Annotated in this window: 19 protein-coding genes; 10 read left to right on the top strand and 9 right to left on the bottom strand. The window is 36.2% G+C overall.

Going from position 1 to position 17420, the window contains the following annotated elements; genetic code table 11:
- Nucleotides 1-323 precede the first annotated feature (323 nt).
- Genes BKH40_RS01330 through BKH40_RS01340 form a run of 3 tightly spaced genes read right to left on the bottom strand, consistent with a single transcriptional unit; the run spans nucleotide 324 to nucleotide 4170 of the window.
- The gene (locus BKH40_RS01330) at nucleotides 324-1064 is read right to left on the bottom strand and encodes an ABC transporter ATP-binding protein (protein ID WP_095276158.1); all 741 of its coding nucleotides are present in this window, start codon (nucleotides 1062-1064) and stop codon (nucleotides 324-326) included.
- The gene (locus BKH40_RS01335; protein WP_095276159.1) at nucleotides 1065-2039 is read right to left on the bottom strand and encodes an iron ABC transporter permease; all 975 of its coding nucleotides are present in this window, start codon (nucleotides 2037-2039) and stop codon (nucleotides 1065-1067) included.
- 19 nt (nucleotides 2040-2058) lie between these two features.
- The gene (locus BKH40_RS01340; protein WP_095276161.1) at nucleotides 2059-4170 is read right to left on the bottom strand and encodes a TonB-dependent receptor; all 2112 of its coding nucleotides are present in this window, start codon (nucleotides 4168-4170) and stop codon (nucleotides 2059-2061) included.
- A gap of 100 nt (nucleotides 4171-4270) precedes the next feature.
- On the opposite strand from BKH40_RS01340, the gene BKH40_RS01345 reads away from it, so the two are divergent.
- Genes BKH40_RS01345 through BKH40_RS01355 form a run of 3 tightly spaced genes read left to right on the top strand, consistent with a single transcriptional unit; the run spans nucleotide 4271 to nucleotide 6641 of the window.
- Nucleotides 4271-4960, top strand: a complete 690-nt coding sequence (locus tag BKH40_RS01345; protein WP_095276162.1) for an aspartate/tyrosine/aromatic aminotransferase — start codon at nucleotides 4271-4273, stop codon at nucleotides 4958-4960.
- A complete protein-coding gene (locus tag BKH40_RS01350) occupies nucleotides 4957-5601 on the top strand; it encodes a hypothetical protein (protein ID WP_095276164.1) in 645 nt (214 codons plus the stop codon). Before BKH40_RS01345 ends, BKH40_RS01350 begins: the two co-directional genes overlap by 4 nt.
- Complete coding sequence (locus BKH40_RS01355) at nucleotides 5598-6641, top strand: ABC transporter substrate-binding protein (RefSeq protein ID WP_095276166.1); 1044 nt, start codon at nucleotides 5598-5600, stop codon at nucleotides 6639-6641. Before BKH40_RS01350 ends, BKH40_RS01355 begins: the two co-directional genes overlap by 4 nt.
- A 173-nt stretch (nucleotides 6642-6814) precedes the next feature.
- On the opposite strand, the gene BKH40_RS01360 is transcribed toward BKH40_RS01355, so the two are convergent.
- On the bottom strand, nucleotides 6815-7564 hold the full coding sequence (locus BKH40_RS01360; protein ID WP_095276168.1) for an outer membrane beta-barrel protein: 750 nt from the start codon (nucleotides 7562-7564) through the stop codon (nucleotides 6815-6817).
- A 139-nt stretch (nucleotides 7565-7703) separates the two neighbouring features.
- Nucleotides 7704-8231 carry an RDD family protein gene (locus tag BKH40_RS01365; RefSeq protein WP_095276169.1) on the bottom strand — a complete coding sequence of 176 codons (528 nt, stop codon included), beginning with the start codon at nucleotides 8229-8231 and terminating at the stop codon, nucleotides 7704-7706.
- Nucleotides 8232-8294: 63 nt separating this feature from the next.
- Here BKH40_RS01365 and BKH40_RS01370 point away from each other — a divergent pair, with 63 nt between their 5' ends.
- The 7 genes from BKH40_RS01370 (at nucleotide 8295) to BKH40_RS01400 (ending at nucleotide 13717) form a co-directional block, all read left to right on the top strand.
- Nucleotides 8295-9515 carry an ABC transporter permease gene (locus BKH40_RS01370; RefSeq protein WP_095276171.1) on the top strand — a complete coding sequence of 407 codons (1221 nt, stop codon included), beginning with the start codon at nucleotides 8295-8297 and terminating at the stop codon, nucleotides 9513-9515.
- Between the two features lie 4 nt (nucleotides 9516-9519).
- Entirely contained in the window at nucleotides 9520-10476 is a 957-nt protein-coding gene (locus BKH40_RS01375) for a hypothetical protein (protein ID WP_143428441.1), read from the top strand.
- A gap of 27 nt (nucleotides 10477-10503) precedes the next feature.
- The gene (gene sixA / locus BKH40_RS01380; protein ID WP_095276174.1) at nucleotides 10504-10989 is read left to right on the top strand and encodes a phosphohistidine phosphatase SixA; all 486 of its coding nucleotides are present in this window, start codon (nucleotides 10504-10506) and stop codon (nucleotides 10987-10989) included.
- A 118-nt stretch (nucleotides 10990-11107) separates the two neighbouring features.
- The gene (locus tag BKH40_RS01385) at nucleotides 11108-11551 is read left to right on the top strand and encodes a DNA starvation/stationary phase protection protein (protein WP_095276176.1); all 444 of its coding nucleotides are present in this window, start codon (nucleotides 11108-11110) and stop codon (nucleotides 11549-11551) included.
- An 87-nt stretch (nucleotides 11552-11638) separates the two neighbouring features.
- Nucleotides 11639-11956, top strand: a complete 318-nt coding sequence (locus tag BKH40_RS01390; RefSeq protein WP_095276178.1) for a hypothetical protein — start codon at nucleotides 11639-11641, stop codon at nucleotides 11954-11956.
- Between the two features lie 11 nt (nucleotides 11957-11967).
- Nucleotides 11968-12942 (top strand): NAD(P)H-dependent glycerol-3-phosphate dehydrogenase, encoded by a 975-nt coding sequence (locus BKH40_RS01395; RefSeq protein WP_180675080.1) that lies wholly within the window; start codon nucleotides 11968-11970, stop codon nucleotides 12940-12942.
- A gap of 4 nt (nucleotides 12943-12946) precedes the next feature.
- A complete protein-coding gene (locus BKH40_RS01400) occupies nucleotides 12947-13717 on the top strand; it encodes an RluA family pseudouridine synthase (RefSeq protein ID WP_095276181.1) in 771 nt (256 codons plus the stop codon).
- A gap of 423 nt (nucleotides 13718-14140) precedes the next feature.
- On the opposite strand, the gene hisG is transcribed toward BKH40_RS01400, so the two are convergent.
- From hisG to BKH40_RS01420, 4 genes are read right to left on the bottom strand one after another with little or no spacing between them, the layout of a single operon-like run.
- A complete protein-coding gene (hisG, locus tag BKH40_RS01405) occupies nucleotides 14141-14761 on the bottom strand; it encodes an ATP phosphoribosyltransferase (protein WP_095276183.1) in 621 nt (206 codons plus the stop codon).
- A 21-nt stretch (nucleotides 14762-14782) separates the two neighbouring features.
- A complete protein-coding gene (locus BKH40_RS01410; RefSeq protein WP_095276185.1) occupies nucleotides 14783-15433 on the bottom strand; it encodes a type III pantothenate kinase in 651 nt (216 codons plus the stop codon).
- Between the two features lie 10 nt (nucleotides 15434-15443).
- Complete coding sequence (locus BKH40_RS01415; RefSeq protein ID WP_095276187.1) at nucleotides 15444-16607, bottom strand: hypothetical protein; 1164 nt, start codon at nucleotides 16605-16607, stop codon at nucleotides 15444-15446.
- Nucleotides 16604-17419 (bottom strand): hypothetical protein, encoded by an 816-nt coding sequence (locus tag BKH40_RS01420; RefSeq protein ID WP_095276189.1) that lies wholly within the window; start codon nucleotides 17417-17419, stop codon nucleotides 16604-16606. Before BKH40_RS01420 ends, BKH40_RS01415 begins: the two co-directional genes overlap by 4 nt.
- Nucleotide 17420 lies beyond the last annotated feature (1 nt).

Genomic DNA, 17420 nt, shown 5'->3' on the forward strand with positions numbered 1-17420 from the left:
CCTATTTATAGACATTATAAAAAAGTTTGAAAAAAGCTAAAAATTAAACTAATCAAAACAAGAAAAGTAAGCCTTAATCGCTTGAGAAATGAAACTATAGTGAAGTGAAGCTTAAGGGAAGCTTAGAAAGTAGAGCTAAAAAGAAAAAAATATATTTTTTTGAGAAGTTCGTAAGCAAAAAGTAAAAAGTAGCTCACAAAATAGCCCTCCAAAACATATCATCCATCTTTAGCCTACACCCATAAGGCAAGCTTAAAAACTATACAAAATCCAAAAACACCAAGCTAACACCTAGCCAAAAACTACTCTAGCTTAATAATCCCTCATAGTCCTATATACTCAAGATCTAAAACCTTATGACGCTTTAAACTTACTTCATAGATAAAGCTTAAATTTTTTTCACTCAAAACCTCATCACCTTCCCCATAGATATAGCTAGTATCTTTTTTTAGCATCAAGGCTTTTCCTTTTAGCTTTAAGGCGTGCATTGGGAAGTGGGTGTTTAAGATGATGCTTACTTTACTTTCTTGCAAGCTCTTTAAAAGATGCAAGATGATAGATATATTTTTAAAGTCAAGATTAGATTCTGGCTCATCAAGGATAACTAGCTTTGGCTTACATATAAGTGCCCTTGCAAGCAAGACCATCTGAAGCTCACCTCCACTTAGTGCGTTACACTTTTTATCTTTCAAGCTTTCTATCTCTAAGCTTTTTAGTGTTTTTAGTGCTAGTGCTTTGTGAGTAGTGCTTGGATTAAAAGCAGTATTTAACCCAAGTAAGACCATATCTAGTACACTTAAGCCTATGGCACTATTTTTAGACTGAGGCACGTAGGAGACTAGTTTAAAAAGCTCTTTTTGAGAGTAACTTTTTAGCTCTCTTCCAAAGTAGCAAATCTCACCACTTGCCCTTAAAAAGCCCATCAAACACCTTAAAAGCGTAGTCTTTCCAACGCCATTTTGCCCTAGCACAGAAAGTATTTCGCCTTCTTTCATATTAAAATTAAGCCCTTTAAATATCTCTCTTTTATCCCTTTTAAAACCTAAGTTTTTTACTTCTAACATCTAAAGTCTTGCTCCTTTTAACTTGTAAAGTATGTAGATGAAAAAAGGACTTCCAACCACACTAGTAACTATGGATATAGGAATCTCTTCCTCTATAAGACTGCGTGAGATATCATCAACTAAAAGCATAAATATAGCCCCGATGATAAGACTTAAAGGTACTACCTTTGAAGTATTGCTTCCAAAAATAAGTCTTGCAATATGTGGCACTAGTAAGCCAACCCAGCCCACTATCCCACAAACTGACACAACAGCCGCACTTATTAATGTGCTACAAACTATAAATACCACTCTATAAAATCTCACATTAACCCCAAGACTTTTAGCTTCATCATCTTCTAGGCTTAGTGCGTTTAACTTATAGCTTAAAAGCAAGATAACTAAAGAAGCTAAAGCCATAACTATCATACCAGTGATACTTAAGGAGTTAAAGTTAGTATTAAGTGAGCCAAGAAGATAAAAAGTGATACTTGGTAATACATCTTGCGGGTCGGCTACATACTTAGTTAAAGAGATAAAGCTTTGCATCAAAGCACCTATAACTATACCGCTTAAAACAACCATCACAGTGCCATAAACCCCACTCCCCCTAGCGATAAAAAGTGTTACAAGAAGAGTTATAAAACCAAGAGTAAAGCTAAAAAGCCCTACATAGATAAAGCTTAGCCCAAAAAGCAGTCCTATAACTCCCCCAAAAGCAGCCCCACTAGTAACGCCTAAGATATCTGGGCTTGCTAAAGCATTTTTAAAGATAGTCTGAAAGCTTGCCCCTGCCACACTTAAAGACGCCCCCACAAAGATAGCAAGTAAGATTCTAGGTAGTCTTATATCAAGTAGTACTTTTTTAGCCATGGCATTATCGCTTTGACTTAGTACTATATCTATCATCTCTTGCACACTTATGCTATAGCGCCCAAGATGCAAGCTAAAGATAGCAACGATACATAAAAGTAAAAGTAGTAAAATGTATTTCATCTATTTAGTAGCTACCTTTTTAATAGCTACTTGCAAACTTCACGCTAAAGTTGCGTCCAGGCTCAACTAGTGGGTTGGTTAAACTTTCTTTATAGGCTATGGCTTCAACTGTGGTTGGGTTTCTTCCAACTTGATTGAAGATATTTTCCACACCAAATATAAGCTTAGAATCTTTATCTATAAAAGGTAGATTTATCCCTATGTAAATATCACTCATAGCATAAGACTTAGTTGGTCTTTCTTGTGCCTTATCTATCCTGCTTTTACCTAAAAAGCCTCTTTCTACTAGCTTTATAAACCCAAACTTATCTTTATAGCTAAGCTCTATTCGCCCAAAAAGTGGCGCTATATAACTTAGTGGCTTTTTACTTGTCAAATCTTGCCCATAAGTATAAGTTAGGTTATAAGTTAGATTTAATCTATCATCAAAAAAGTATGCCCCACCATCTAGCTCAGCCCCAGCTATAAGGGCTTTGCCTATGTTTGTGTATTGATTATTAGGCCTAGCACTACTAGGCTGGAAGGTTTTTAAAGAGATCATATCTTCATAGAGTGTCCCAAAGCCAGCGATGTTTAAATACATAAAATCTGTATTAAACCTAAAGCCAGATTCCAAAGTCTGAGAGTACTCAGGCTTAAGGTTTGGATTAGCTATCGTTGCTAGGGCAGAGCTACCTGCTGGTGTAGTTTGCATCCTAGTGCCCGGTCCACTTACCCTAAAGTTATGAGAGATGTTAAAAAAGTGAGTGATATTAGAAGTGATGATGGTTACACCACCTAAAGCACCCGTTAAAGCAGCATTATTTAATATATTATTTTCATCTAAGAGTTTAGAATCTAACTCACTTTCTGCTGCATATCTTTTCTTGCCTATGGTAGTTAGTATGTAGTCTCCCCTCAAAGAAGGCTGCAAAGTAAAACGCTTAGTTATTTTATAGTCATCTTTTATAAAAGCACCAAAGTCAGTTTGGGTACTAGCCCTATTAGTAAAAGTATCACTTGATACTCCCTTATCTGTAGTCACAGTCCTTAAAACTCTAGTTGGCGAAAGGCTAGAGTAAAAATCTAACCCATAGATTAGATCATGAGCTTTTAGATTAGATTCAAAGCTTAGCCTTCCTCCTACTATATAACTATCATAAACCCTTTGATGAGTTAAACTTTTAGCCCCACTTATGACTTGCCTTCTATCTACATAGATATCTGTATCATACTTCCTTACATAAAGATAAGCATCCATACTTTTTGCAAAACTTAGATTGTACTTAGTTAGCCCTACTCTTAGGTATTTTTCAGTTATAGGGTCTTCAGACTGATAGATAAAGTAGCTTGACCCAGGAGCTGCTCCTAGTCCTCCTGCACGCTTAGAGTGCACTCTTTGATAACGCCCTTGGATATAGAATCTTATGTCATTTTTAGTTGTATAGCCTGCGTTTAGATCAAAACCAAAAGAATCAAAGCCAGAGTTTTTAACCCTCCCTAGTGGACTTTGATAATCTTGCCCCATCCGCCCACTTGCACCAAGCAAAACATCAAAGCCATCTCCCCCGCCAATGGCTTCAAGTCTTCCTGCTACGCCGTTATTAACACTATCATATTCTAAAGCCCTAAGCTTTGCATCCATCTTAAACGGCTTTGATATATCGCCTTTAAAACGCCTAGTTTTTATATTTATAACGCCATTCATAGCATCACTCCCCCAAATGGAAGATGCCGGCCCTCTTAGCACTTCTATACTATCTATGGAGTTAGGATCTAACATATTAAGCTCTAAAGTATTACGCCCACTTAATCTAACTCCATCTATTAGTACAATAGATCTTGAAAGGTTAGAGTTCATACCTCTTATGCTTATTTGGCCATTTATCCCACCACTTCTTGAGTAGGCAACTCCGGGCACACTTGCTAGTATGTCTTGTACACCACCTGTGCCACTACTATCAAGCACATAGTCTTTATCTATGATGCTTATAGACTTGCTTTGCTTTTCTATATCTAGTGGAGAAGCACTTGCTTGGACGTTAAGTGCATCTAAAAGTGTAGTTTGAAGCTTTTCTTCTCTAGTCTCATTTGCCAAAAGAGGCAAGAGAGCTAAGCTAAAATAAAATATAAGTGTAGTTTTTAATTTCATAATAAACCTTGATATGGGGATTAGTGGAAAGTAATCATTAATTGCGGAATATAATATTATAATAATTATTATTATTTTTATATAAGACCTAAGGAAAAATATGAGCTACAGCCCAACAGAAGATAAATTTAAATGGCAAACTCTACAAGATGCAGGCTTTATAGCCTACTTAGATTCAATGGACTATTCTAATAGTGGAATCTATAATCACTTTTTATACAAAAACGCCTTTAAACGGCTAGATATATACGAAGACTTAGAATCTATAAAAAACTTTAAAGCCCTACTTTTACCAAACTCGGTTGATGAAGTATTTTTACATAGAAACAAAGGCTTAATAAAAGCTTTTTTAGAAGAAGCAAACTTACAGCAGCCAAAGATTCTAGTTAGCTTTGCTTCTAACTTCCTTCCTTGGCTTCCGGGTAATAGCCTTTATACCCAAAGCAAGCAAGACATAAAGACAAGGTTTATAAAACAAAGTAAACATAGAATCTTTAGTGGCGTAAGCGAGTATGATCTAAACTACAGGCGTGGAGTTAAAGGCTTTTTTAATAGAGGCTTTTTTAACCCACCACCTAATGCTGAAGTGATACTAAAAGATAATGAAAGCAAGTGCGTAGCCTATATAGATAGCACAAGCACTCCTAGTACTATACTTGCAACAGCAGGGGCTGACTTACTAAGCTATGGTATCTTTGATACTAACACTGCAAGAAGGATGGGGCTTAATCTTTTAAACTACCTAAGTGACTTTTTAAAGCCTAAAGATACTAAGGGAGAAAGATTATGAAAAAAGCCATCATCACTGGCGGCCAAAGCTTTCATCAAAACCTTTTTAGCGCTAAAGATGGAAGATATAAAAACTTTTTTGATGAGAGAATCTACCTCTTAGACCTAGAGATGGCAAGCCTTAAAGACTATGACTACATAGTTATAAGCTCAAGGCTTAATCCAACCTATCTTTTTAAAAACAAGCACAAAATAGAATCCTATCTTGATAGTGGGGGGAATATAGTAAGTTTTGGCGAGTTAAAAAGACCACTTTTTAGAAACGTACACTGGCAAAACTATGATACTAACTTTTGGTGGTGGACTGTTAAAGGAAGTGATCTTCCCCTTTTTGCTAAAAGTGAAAATCACGATCTTTTTAAATTTATAAAAGTTGATACTTGCAAGTGGCACTACCATGGTGCCTTTTACCCGCCAGCTTTTAGCGAAGAGATACTAATAAATGAGATAGGAGAAAGCATCATCTATAAAGATGCTAAAAGCTATAAAGGCAGCCTTTATATAACAAGCCTAGACCCAGACTATCACATAGCCCAAGGCTTTATGCCAAAAACTGTGCCTTTTTTTGATGGCTTTTTAGCTTGGGTGGAATCTGACATAAGCAAACAAAAAGCTAGCAAAGCCAAAAAAGGCTTTTTATGAGAGGTTTAAAAGTACTGCTAGTTTTAGCTAGCTTTTTAGCTTTTGCTTATGCTTTTCCAGTTGTGATAGTAGATTCTAAAGGCTATAAAGTCACGCTAGATAAAAAGCCAAAAAGGATAGTTGTAGCTGGGGGCATGTGGCCTTTGCCTGCTTTACTTATAGCCTTAGGGCAAGATGCTAAAAGCTTAGTTTATGTGCCAAAGGCTAGTATCTCTGCTCTAACTAACTCAATTCTTTATAAGTTCTACCCTGATATAAAAGATATAAAAAGCTCTAACTCGGATAACATAGAAACCTTGCTTAGTTATAAGCCAGATCTTTTTATATGCCACACTGCAAATGATAAGCTTTGTAATATGATGAAAGAAACCACTGTGCCAACTATCATGTTAGATTCTAACCCCTACCCTCATAATTATGATTCTTTAAACTCACTTAAGGCTTGGCTTGCTGTAAGTGGCAAGATCTTAGATAAAGAAAAGCTTAGTAGTGATATCTTAAAAGATACCATTCAAACTAGAGACTTTATAGCTAAAAGGCTAAAAGGCATAAAGCCTAAAAAAGCCTTAATCATACATAGGTTTAATCAAGGAGAAGGCTTAGCAGTAGGAGGACTTTTTGCTAACTACTGGCTAAGTAATAGTGGCGGTCTTAATGTCTATAAGAATCTAAAAGGCACTAAAAATGTCAACCTTGAAGACTTATACTCAAAAGATATAGATGTGATATTTATAACTAACTTTAACACCCTAACACCCAAAGACTTAGAATCTAACAAAGACTATCAGTTTATAAAGGCAGTTAAAAATAAGCAAGTTTATAAGTTTCCACTTTTTACTTATAGGCCTTTTGCCCCAAGCCTAGATGCTTCACTTTTACTTTTATTTATCGCTAAGACTTTACATCCTATGGTTTTTAAAGATATAGATTTAAATGAAAAAATAAAAACTCACTTTAAAAAGTTTTATAACCTTGATGTGAGTTCTAAAGATATAGATTCTATGTTAAGTCCAAATCCAAAAGCTGGCTTGATTAAATAGATAAAAAAGTAGATAGAAAATGATAGCTTGTAGTTTTTTAAGATAAAAGCAAAAAGTATTTATTAAAAATAACCTAGCAGCTCTCACTAGCTCTACTCTTAAAATAAGGGCTAGTGATAGAAAGGATGAAGGTTAAGCTAGAAGCTAGCTTTTAACTAGCTTTTAACAAGGTCTTAGAAAGTATAGCTATAACCTATTTGTATAATGTAGTTTCTTAAAGATGCACTTTGTTCACCAAAACCACTGCCGCCTTTAACGTCTGTAGAAACTATAGGGATTTTTGCGCCTAGGTTTATCCTTTGGCTTTCACCAAGGTTAGCACTTACTCCTATGTTTATAGGCACTGCAAAGCCATCGCCATTTACTGCTATAAGGTGATTTTCAGTTTTTGTGCCTGCGGTAATGCTAGTAGTATTATTTATATGATAGTTTGTATAGCCAAATCCAGCACCCACATAACCACTAAACATCTTAGTAAAATTTACATAGTAGTCTACGTTTAAGGCTACTAAGTGATTAAAGTTAACAGCACTGCTTTTTACAGAAGGCACGCTGCCATTTGTGCCAGTAGAAGCTGCTGCTGCCATGCCATTTGCACTACTTGCTCCATTTTGTGCTGCCAAAACTGCCCCAGCTTGTGCAGATGTTAAGCTCTTACTAGCAAAGCTTTGAGAGAAGTTATAGCTTAGATAGTATCTAAAGCCAACTTTATCATTTATAGCTTGTTGATAACCTACATCAAGCCCTAGCATGTAGCCTATGCCAGTTTTAGGTGCAATCTCTTCTACGACACTATTATCATAAGTAGGATTAGTTATAGGAAGCCCAACATTACCCCCTACAAAGATTCCACTTTTTGCGTAAGCGCCACCACTTAGTAGTGCAACTAGTCCTAATACTCCAATTAATGTTTGTTTTCTCATTTTTAGTCCTAAGATTTAAGTTTAAGACCTAGCATCTTGCCTTGATTGTAAAGATGACAAAGTGCTAGCATCAAGGCAGGATTGTACTTGAGAAAAAATAAGATTTATTTAAGATTTAGTAAATTGTAAAAATTATTAATTACTTTTGCTTTCTTTGTTGCAAATTAGGACTATGAAAGACCTTAGTGCCAGAAAGTACTTCTCTAAGGAATCTTTTATCTTTCCTAAGTTTTATATAAAAAAGTGGGAAGATTAAAGTCATCTCTATCATATAAACTATCTCAAATATTACAAGCTGGATGATACTAGGTAGCTTCCAAGTGCCATCTTCTTTCTTGCCATGTTTGATGGAGAGTAGTTTTAAGCCAGTATATCTATAGCCCGGAGTTTGCCCAGAGACTTTAAAAAAGATGATCTCTATAATCAAAAAAAGCAAAGTACAGATGATATGGGCTGGCGTGCTTGCTTGAAAAGCGTCCTTACCACCTAAAATCACATAAGTAGCAATATATAATATGGGCATGGCTATTAAAAACATATCAGTGATAAAAGCTTTAATACGTAAAAATGCATAAGCACTTAGCCTAGATGCTGCTAAGCTATCAGACTGCTTTTGGGTCTTGTTACGCTCTAGTGTTTTTTGCAACCTTGAAGTTTTGCCTTTCATTACCCTTAGCCTTAAAAGTTAATTGAGATCTGATTCTAGCTAGAATCTAAAAAAGGAAAAATAATGAAGCTCACCTTATTCATACTAAAAAAGTATCTACGTTTTGATAAAACGCAGCCCTTTATCTCTATAACTAGCATTTTAGCTTTTATAGGAGTGTGTGTAGGTGTGATGGTCTTACTAGTTAGTATGGGGATAATGAATGGCATGTCCCAAGAGTTCAAGAAAAAAATCTTTACTATGAACTACCCTTTAACCATCTATAGCCCACAAACTGGCGATATAAGCACTAGACTAGAATCCTTACTTGCTTCTAAGTTCCCTAGTCTTTACTTTAGTCCTTATATCCAAACTCAAGCAGTCATAAGAGTAGGCAAAGATGTAAGGACTGTGCTAGTTTATGGTATAGACCCTACAAAAGAAGTCCATGTTAATGACGTAGTAAAAGAAGCTATAAAAGATAAAACTTTTAGTAATCCTTTTGAGCTTATAACTGGTGCCACCTTGGCTAATAGCTTACTACTTAGAAAAAATGAAAGGCTAACTTTAATCTTTATGGACCTAAGTCCAACTGGCCTTGCTTTAATACCTCGCATAAAAGGCTTTGGCTTCTTTGGTACTTTTGATAGCGGGATAAGGGCCTATGATGATAGCTTTTCTTACACAAGCCTAAAAGCCTTAGAGATACTTAAGAACTACCCAGCTGGCGTATATGATGGAATCCATATCTACTCTAATAATGCCATGCAAGACATAGCCCCTATAAAAGCTTTGTTAAATGACTACAACCTAACCTATGGGACTAATCTCTTTGTTGAAGGTTGGTGGCAGCAAAATGGTCACTTTTTCTCAGCCATGGAGTTAGAGAAAAAAGCTCTTTTTGTAGTTCTTATGCTTATCATCCTAATGGCAGCACTTAATATCATAAGCTCCCTTCTAATGGTTGTAATGAATAGACGCAAAGAAATAGCCCTCCTTATAAGTCTAGGCACTACTAAAAAAGAAGTTAGAAATATCTTTTTATCTTTAGGGCTAGTTATAGGCTGCTCTGGCATAGTGTGTGGGGCAATACTTGGTCTTTTTATAAACTGGCTTTTAAAAACCTTCCCTATCATCCACATACCAGCTGATGTTTATGGAATAAGCACACTTCCTATAGACTTGCTAACTAGCGACTTTTTAGCAACCATCATAGGTGCTTTTATCATAGTCTTTTTATCTTCCCTCTACCCAGCCTATAAGGCTTCTAAGATAAACATACTAGAAGTTTTAAGAAACGAGTAATGTGGTGGAATCTCCTTCACTAGGACATATCTCAAAGCAAGACTTAAAAAGACTTTATGAAATCTCCTTGCTTGCTTTTGCAGGCAATGTCAAGCTAAAAGACTTTAAAAAGGGTATGGACTTAAAAGAGATTTTACAGAGGGACTATAGGAAAGATAAGCTTACTAGGCTAGATTCTAAGATACCTTTTGGAGGCATGTTTATAGGGCTTAGAGATGAAAGCGGCAAGTATAAACTAGATAAAGATTCTAAACCCATAAACCGCCTTTTACCCCATGTAGAATCTTTTTGCAATAGATTTACAATACTAGAGCATATAAATGAGTACTCTCATACTTTTGGCTTTAGAGCAAGTCTCTTTTTTGATACTAAGACAAAAGAGTACTACTTAAGTCTTGCTGGCACTGATATGAGTGAGTATGCATTTTTTAACGAAGTAGACTGGTGGGATATCTACGCTGATATGTGCTTGATGGCTGGCTTTTTGCCTTACTTAGAGTTTAAATCTATGCTTAGATTCTATAGCTATATAAAACAAAGATATGCTTTAGATGAAACTAACTTTTACATAGTTGGCCACTCTCTTGGTGGCTATCTCTCACAAATCTTAAGTGTGGCTTTTTTAAGCGAGATAAAAAAGGGCTACTTTTTTCAAGCCCCCGGTGCTAAAGGCTTTCATATAGGGCCTTTTGCTAGGCTTAAACTAAGCCCTTATGAAAAGCAAGTCTTAAAAAACTACTTTAGAAATGAAACCTCCAAGCTTTTAGAATCTAAACTAGTTAATATAAACACTTTTAGGGATGCAAACTCTAAAGGCTACTTTCAAAGAAACTTCGTGCAACTCTTTGGGAAAAAGGTAGCTTGCAAGGAGTATGAGCTTTACTTGGGTAGATTTGACACACACCACCCCGGCTGTGCTTTACTGCCAATATGTGATTATCTAAAGCTAAGTCACAATTAGAATTATTAAAAATTAAGAGAGAAAAATATGGCAGATCTAATACTATGGCGACACGCAAACGCAAGCTATGCTGCACAAAGCGACATGGAAAGAAAGCTATCTGAGATAGGTAAAAAAGAAGCCAAAAAAATGGCGAAGTTCTTGCAAAAAAACTTACTAAAAAACAACCTTGGCAACTATAAGATTCTAACTAGTGAGGCCACTAGGACAAAGCAAACTGCAAAAAGACTAGATGAAGACTACACTCCTTGCAAGGAGTTAAATGTGGGCAGCAGTGCTAGCGACATACTAGAGTTCATAAAATGGAAAGAGCCTTTAAAAGAAGGAAGTAAAGCTATAGTCTTAGTAGGTCATGAGCCATTTTTAAGTGAGATAGTAACTAGGGAGCTTTTTAAACAAAAAGAAGGCATCAATCAAGCCATATCTTTTGAAACTGCTTCCATAGTCTGGCTAAAAAGTGATACTTTAGGTGAAGTTAGCCTTAAACTAGCAATCACTCCTAGTTCCTTGTGATAACTTTTGTAGCAAAAAATCGCATAACTAAAGTTTTAGTTAATACTTATGCAAATGTGTCCAAAATGTAACTATTGCTTGGTTACAATTGTTCATACTAAAAATTAAGGAGTTTACAATGACACCAACTATTAAGTTACTAAAAGGTTTACAAGCGGATTGTCTAGCGCTATTTATGAAAACTCACAACTTTCACTGGAATGTAAAAGGTCATGACTTCATGCCTACTCACCTAGAAACTCAAGCAATGTATGAGCTTTTTGCTGATATCTTTGATGACCTAGCAGAAAGAGTAGTTCAACTTGGAGATATACCTTTAACAAACCTAGATGAAGTAGCAAAGCATACAACTGTTAAAACAGAAACTAGAACTAAGTTTGTTTCTAAAGACATCCATACTGCGATGTTAGAAGAGTACGAAAACTTCAGAGCAAAGTTGAAAAAGCTTGCTGACACAGCTGGCGAAGTTGATGACAGAGGTACTCAAAACTATTGTGATGATAAAATCGCACACTTTGACAAAGCTATATGGATGCTAAAAGCAAGAATCCAAGCTGCATAAGGGCTTATATCTACAAAAAAGCCAGCTTTAAACTAAAATAGTCCATAATAAGTAAGGCAAAAAACCTGCCTTACTTGGGATTTCAATATGCAAACAAACACAAACAGAACAACTACTAATGAAAAGTCAGAGCTTCTAGACTTTGAAACTAAGCCAAAGACAAAAGTTATGAGGCTTGGCTTAGGCAAAAACTCATTAATAGCAAGTCTAGCCATACTTATAATCATCCTAATACTATTTGCCCCAAAAGTCTACTTAGCTAACAACATCTACTACGCAAGTAGAGACATATCAAGACTGCAGACACAAAAACAACTACTAGCTGAAGCTAAGCACAAACTTACACTAGAACTTGAACAGCTAAAGATAAAGCATTTAAATGAAAACTTAGGAGAGACGTATTGACAAAGATTTTTATGTTAGGTGGGGGAGCTTGGGGACTAGCCCTTGCACATAGTTTTGCAAAAGGTAGCGATGGGAGAAATGAAGTCTATGTACTTTCAAGGCGCAAGCTTGATCTAAGTGTGAATCTAAGCATATCTAGTAGCCTTGAAGACAAAGACATAAGCACAAAAAATATCTCTACTGGGAATCTTTTCCAGATAGACAAAGAAGAGTTTTTAAAAAAGCTAGATTCTAAGTCTTTATGTGTGATAAGCATAGCAAGTGCTTTTATGAGAGAGTACCTAGAAAAGATGCACTTTCCAAAAGATCTAAAAGTGCTTTGTGTAAGCAAGGGTATAGAACAAGGTAGTGGTGCTTTGATGAGTGATATCTTAGAGCTTTACTTTGAAAAAGATAATATCTGCTATCTAGCTGGTCCAACCTTTGCCAAAGAAGTCTTGCAAGGCTTGCCTTGTGCTGTGTCTATAAACTCTCACAACAAAACCTTAGCTAAGCGTTATGCAGACTGCCTTCCAGACTTTATAAAACCTTATATAAAACATGACATCATAGGTGCTGAGATAGCAGGTGCTTATAAAAATGTCATAGCTATAGCTGGGGGTATAAGCGATGGCCTAAGGCTAGGAAGCAATGCTAAGGCTAGTCTTTTAGCACGTGGCTTAGTTGAGATGGCACGCTTTGGCAAAGCCCTTGGCGGGAAGAATGAGACCTTTTTAGGCTTGGCTGGAAGTGGGGACTTATTTTTAACATCTAGTTCTACTATGTCGCGAAACTACCGCGTAGGACTAGCCTTAGCTAAGGGAGATAAGCTAGATTCCATCTTAAAAGATCTAGGTGAGGTAGCTGAAGGCGTTTATAGCACTAAGTCAATCTGCGAGATAGCAGCTAAGCACAACTTACACGTACCCATAGCCACTGAGGTTAATCACATCTTAGAAGGCAGAGACGTCCTCTCAAGCCTTAAAAATCTACTAAAACGAGGCTAACACCATAGAAAAAGCATACAAACTCCTAGCTTTAAAGCTAGGTATATCAAACAACAAAGCAAAAGAGCTAATAGATAGTGGCCTAGTAAGTGTCGCTGGCAAAAGACTAGAAGTCGCAAGAAAAGACCTTCCTTTAAACACTGAGTTTAAAGTCATAGAAGAAAAACTAGAAGTGCTTTTTAAAGATTCCAAAGTGCTTGCTATAAACAAACCAGTAGGCGTAGAATCTTACTCTTTGCAAGATAAGTTCCCAGACTATAAGCTACTTCATAGGCTTGATAAAGACACTAGTGGGGTTTTGCTTTTAAGTAGTGATCCTGACTTTATAAAGCGTGCAAAAGAAGAGTTTAAAGAAGAAAGAGTGACTAAAAACTACCTTGCCCTAGTAGATGGGAATCTAAAAGAAGCCCTAGAGGTCACTAAACCAATTGGCACTAAGAAAGGCTTTAAAGCCCAAAGCTTTATAAAGTCTCACACCTCACCCAAAGACTTAGAGTATAAAAGTGCTACTTCAAAGTTTACTCCTTTGCAGTTTTTAGATAACAAAACGCTAGTTTTAGCAAACATACTAACTGGCAGAACTCATCAGATAAGAGTGCACCTTGCCTCTATCAAGCACCCTATAGTTGGCGATATCATCTATGGCAAAACTAAGTCTAACAGACTAAAACTTCATGCTTTTAGTATCAAGCTACTAGACTATGAGTTCAAAGCCCCTATCAACCTTCAAGCTGAGTTTGATAAAGAGGCGATGGATAGCTCTAAGCTTTTATAAAATCTATAATCTAAGTTGTGTTATAGCTTGCCAAAACGCTAGTTCTTACCACCTGTATTTGTTCCTGCAGTGCCTGTGTTTCCACTAGCTATACCACTAGCAAGTTTGTATGTTTATATACACATATGCACTTATTAAAGCTTATCTAGCAAGCCTTTATCTTGCTATAAGTGCTTTTATTTTTAATGCATGAATGTATGTTTTGGGATTGCAAGAGGTTTAGTTAAAAGGGAATATTAATCTTTATAAAATTTATAAAATAGATTTTTAAAGTAGCTTTATGTTTTACTTTATAAAAGCTAGTTTTTTAGGGATTTTAAGTTTTAAAATATTTTACTTTTATAGATTATAACTAGTCTATAAGCCCTATTTATGGGCGTTTCAAACTCTATATAGCTTTAAAAATATGCTAGCTTAAACTAGCTAGCCTTCTATCCCTAGTGCTTTAGCACACTTCTCTCTCAAGCTTAGAATCTCGCTTTTATGCTCAAAAAAGCTGTTTTTATTAGCCACTAGATAAGCACTTGAATCCATTATAACTTCATACACTTCAAGGTTGTTTTGCTTCATAGTAGTGCCTGTTTCTACTATATCTACTATGGCATCACTTAGCCCTACTAGTGGAGCTAGCTCTATAGATCCATAAAGCTTTATAACATCTATGGCTATGGCCTTTTTTGCGAAGTGATGCTTGGTTATATTAGCTAGTTTAGTGGCTATCTTTAAGCGGGGTTTTTGAAGATCTAGTGGTCTTTTGCACTCAGTGCCAACTACGACTTTACACTTACCAAAGCCAAGATTAAGCAGCCTTACTACAGAAGCCTTACCCTCTTCTAAGATATCAAGCCCTACTACTCCAAGATTAGCTGCGCCATATTGCACATAAGTTGGTACGTCTTGATTCCTTACAAGTAAGAATCTAAAGCCACTATGTTCTAAGATTAACTTTCTATCATTAAATCTAAAGTTGGTATTAAATATATCTGAGAAAAGCTTAAGCGTATCCTCGCCTATGCGTCCTTTTGGCAAAGCTATAGTTAGCAAGTAGTTCCTTTTATATTGTAGTTAAGAGTTAGCAAGCCTTGAGTGGAGTTGCTTGACTGCAAGCCACATACCTTTAAAAACTAAGGTGTTATCATAGATACTATTAGTAAAAAGGCGTGAGAAAAACTTCCCATCTCCACCAGTGAAGTAGATCATCTTACCTTCAGCGCTTTGCTTGATGGTTAAAAAGATGCTATTTAAAGCACCAAAACTAAGGGCATCTTTTGTACTTTGGGGTAGGCTCTCTAAGTCTACACCCATATTAAAGTACTTAAGATCTAAGACTTTAGATATATCAGCATAAAAGTTTCTATAGCTTTCAAGACCGGGCAAGATAAAGCCTCCAAGATGGATTCCATCTTCCATGACATCTACTGTTATAGCACTGCCTGCATCTACTATAACGCCGTTTTTAACGCCCTTGCAAGCAGCCTTTCTATCCACGCCTAAGCCCTTATACTCACTATCTAGCTCTATATAAGGACCTAGGTTTATGCAGTTTTTATGTGAGTTTAAAAGGTTTTTTTCACCTTCTTCATTAACACTAATATAGACTATAGAAGTATCTTTGTCTTGCTTAGAGATTTTATCTAAGGGCTCTTTCCACATGCTTCCTTTTTTATAGAAGTGCAAGAAAGTGTTGCCTATATCACATAAGATTACTTCACTCATAGCTTTACTATCACTGTGCTTTTTTTGGCTCTGTCGTTTTTAAAGCTTGGTTTTCTTTGCTAGATTCCACATCTTTTACTTTTGTGTTTTTAGCTTGTGGCTTAGCAAGCTTTATCTTAAGGTTTGCTAGGTCTATAGATGACTTTGTATTATAAAACACACCATCTGTAAAAAACACTTCTTTGTTTTTATGCAAGTCTGCTTTATAGACCTTATATTTAAAGCTATCAAGATTGACCTCTACTAAAAAGCCACTTCGCTCTAAAGTATAGAGTGTATCGCCCTTAAAGCCTATGCCGCTAAACTTAGCGTAAGGAAGATGGATCTTATTTAGCAGTCTTAAAGTTGGGTCATACTCTGCTATATCTCCTTCTAGGTTTAAAACAAAGACATTGCCCTTATAGACTTTCACATATCTTATATCATCATCTAAAGTATAACTTTGCCCCTCTACAAAGCTTACTACCCTTTTTGGCGTAGCGGCTACTACGACGCTATTATCAGCGTCCATAAAAGTGATGTTATTTAAAAACTTATCCCCGCCAACTATACTACTTCTTATAACTTTTAAGTCTTTTAAGTCTACATAAACCACCCTTCCATCAAGCATAGGGTAGATAACTGCATCTTTTTGAAAGACTGGAGTTGAAAGCTGATTAGTAACTGCATAAATTGGGTCGTTTCTATCTAAAAAGATTCTATCTTTTTTGGCTAGGTCATAGATAACTGCACTGTTATCTTGCATGACAAGTGCTAGCAAGTCATCTTTTAATGCCCCACTTACTGCACAAGTATCAGTCTTAAACTTTATAGCGCCATCTCTTTCAAGGCTGACTTTTTCAAGCTTTAAAGAATCTTTTAGTATAGAAGTAGATTCCACTTTATAAGGCACTACTTCTAGCTCCTTGCAGGCGTTATTAAGCACAAAAAACTTATCGTTGCTAAAAAGCACATTTTCAGTTTTTTCAAGCTTTAAGCTTTTAAGTCCATCTTTATCTAAGATCATCCCATCTTTTAGCTTGGCGTGAGTAAGGTTAGAATCCACTATGGGACTAGGTAGGTTACTATCCAAAGTTAGATTGCCATCTATGATAGTTGGCGAAAAACTCTTTTGCCCACTACAAGCTATGAAGAATAAGACTAGTGCGAAGAGTAGGTATTTTAGATATGTCATTTAGAGGTTTCCTTCTTTAAGTCTTTTGTATTAGGCTGCTTACTAGAATCTGCTTTTTTGGCTTCTTCTTTGCTAGCGTGAGTAAGCTCACTTTCTATAAGCTTAGTCTCATCTACACTAGCACCTTTGGCACTAGGCGTATTAGCCTTAGTCTCTATGCTAGTATCTGGCATCTGATAGATTCCATAGTGCTTTAAAAGCTGGGCTACTTGATAAACCCTACTATCCGCCCTAGCGCCATTAGGTGCTTCTAACTTTACATTAGCTAGGGCTTCTTGACCTTTTTGTATGTTGCCATTTTGAAAGTAAATAAAGCCTATTTGCAAGTAGGCAAGATTGGCGAAGTTTAAGTCATTAGTACTTTTAGCATAAGCCTCTAAGGCTTTTAAGTTTTGGTTGAAGTTAGCTTGCTCATATCTTGCCCTATCTTCTAAAAAGCTAGTACTTTTAGTATGGCTAAGACTTGCTAAGTCAGCGTTATCAGTTATGGCGACTGGGTTTTCTTTAGCCACTTTGTTATATAGATAAAAGTCATAAAGCTTAGGGTTTAGCTTAGCTAGCTGCTTTGCTAGGTCATCGTTTGGATGCTCTATTATCTCAGCAAAGATATCTGAGCTTTTTTGCTCCCTGCTACTATTAACTGCATAAGTTGTCACAAAGTAAACTATTACTATCACTATTATGATGGCAATTATTATTAAGACTACTTTATTCTTCCTTACAAAAGTTTCTAGCCTGAAGGCTTGCCACAGCATATTCTGCTCGCCAACTAGCTCATCTTTTGCTTCTTTTAATGCCTTTTCTATCTTCATC

Origin of the sequence: Helicobacter sp. 11S02629-2 (assembly GCF_002272875.1) — a bacterium.
Lineage (GTDB): Bacteria > Campylobacterota > Campylobacteria > Campylobacterales > Helicobacteraceae > Helicobacter_I.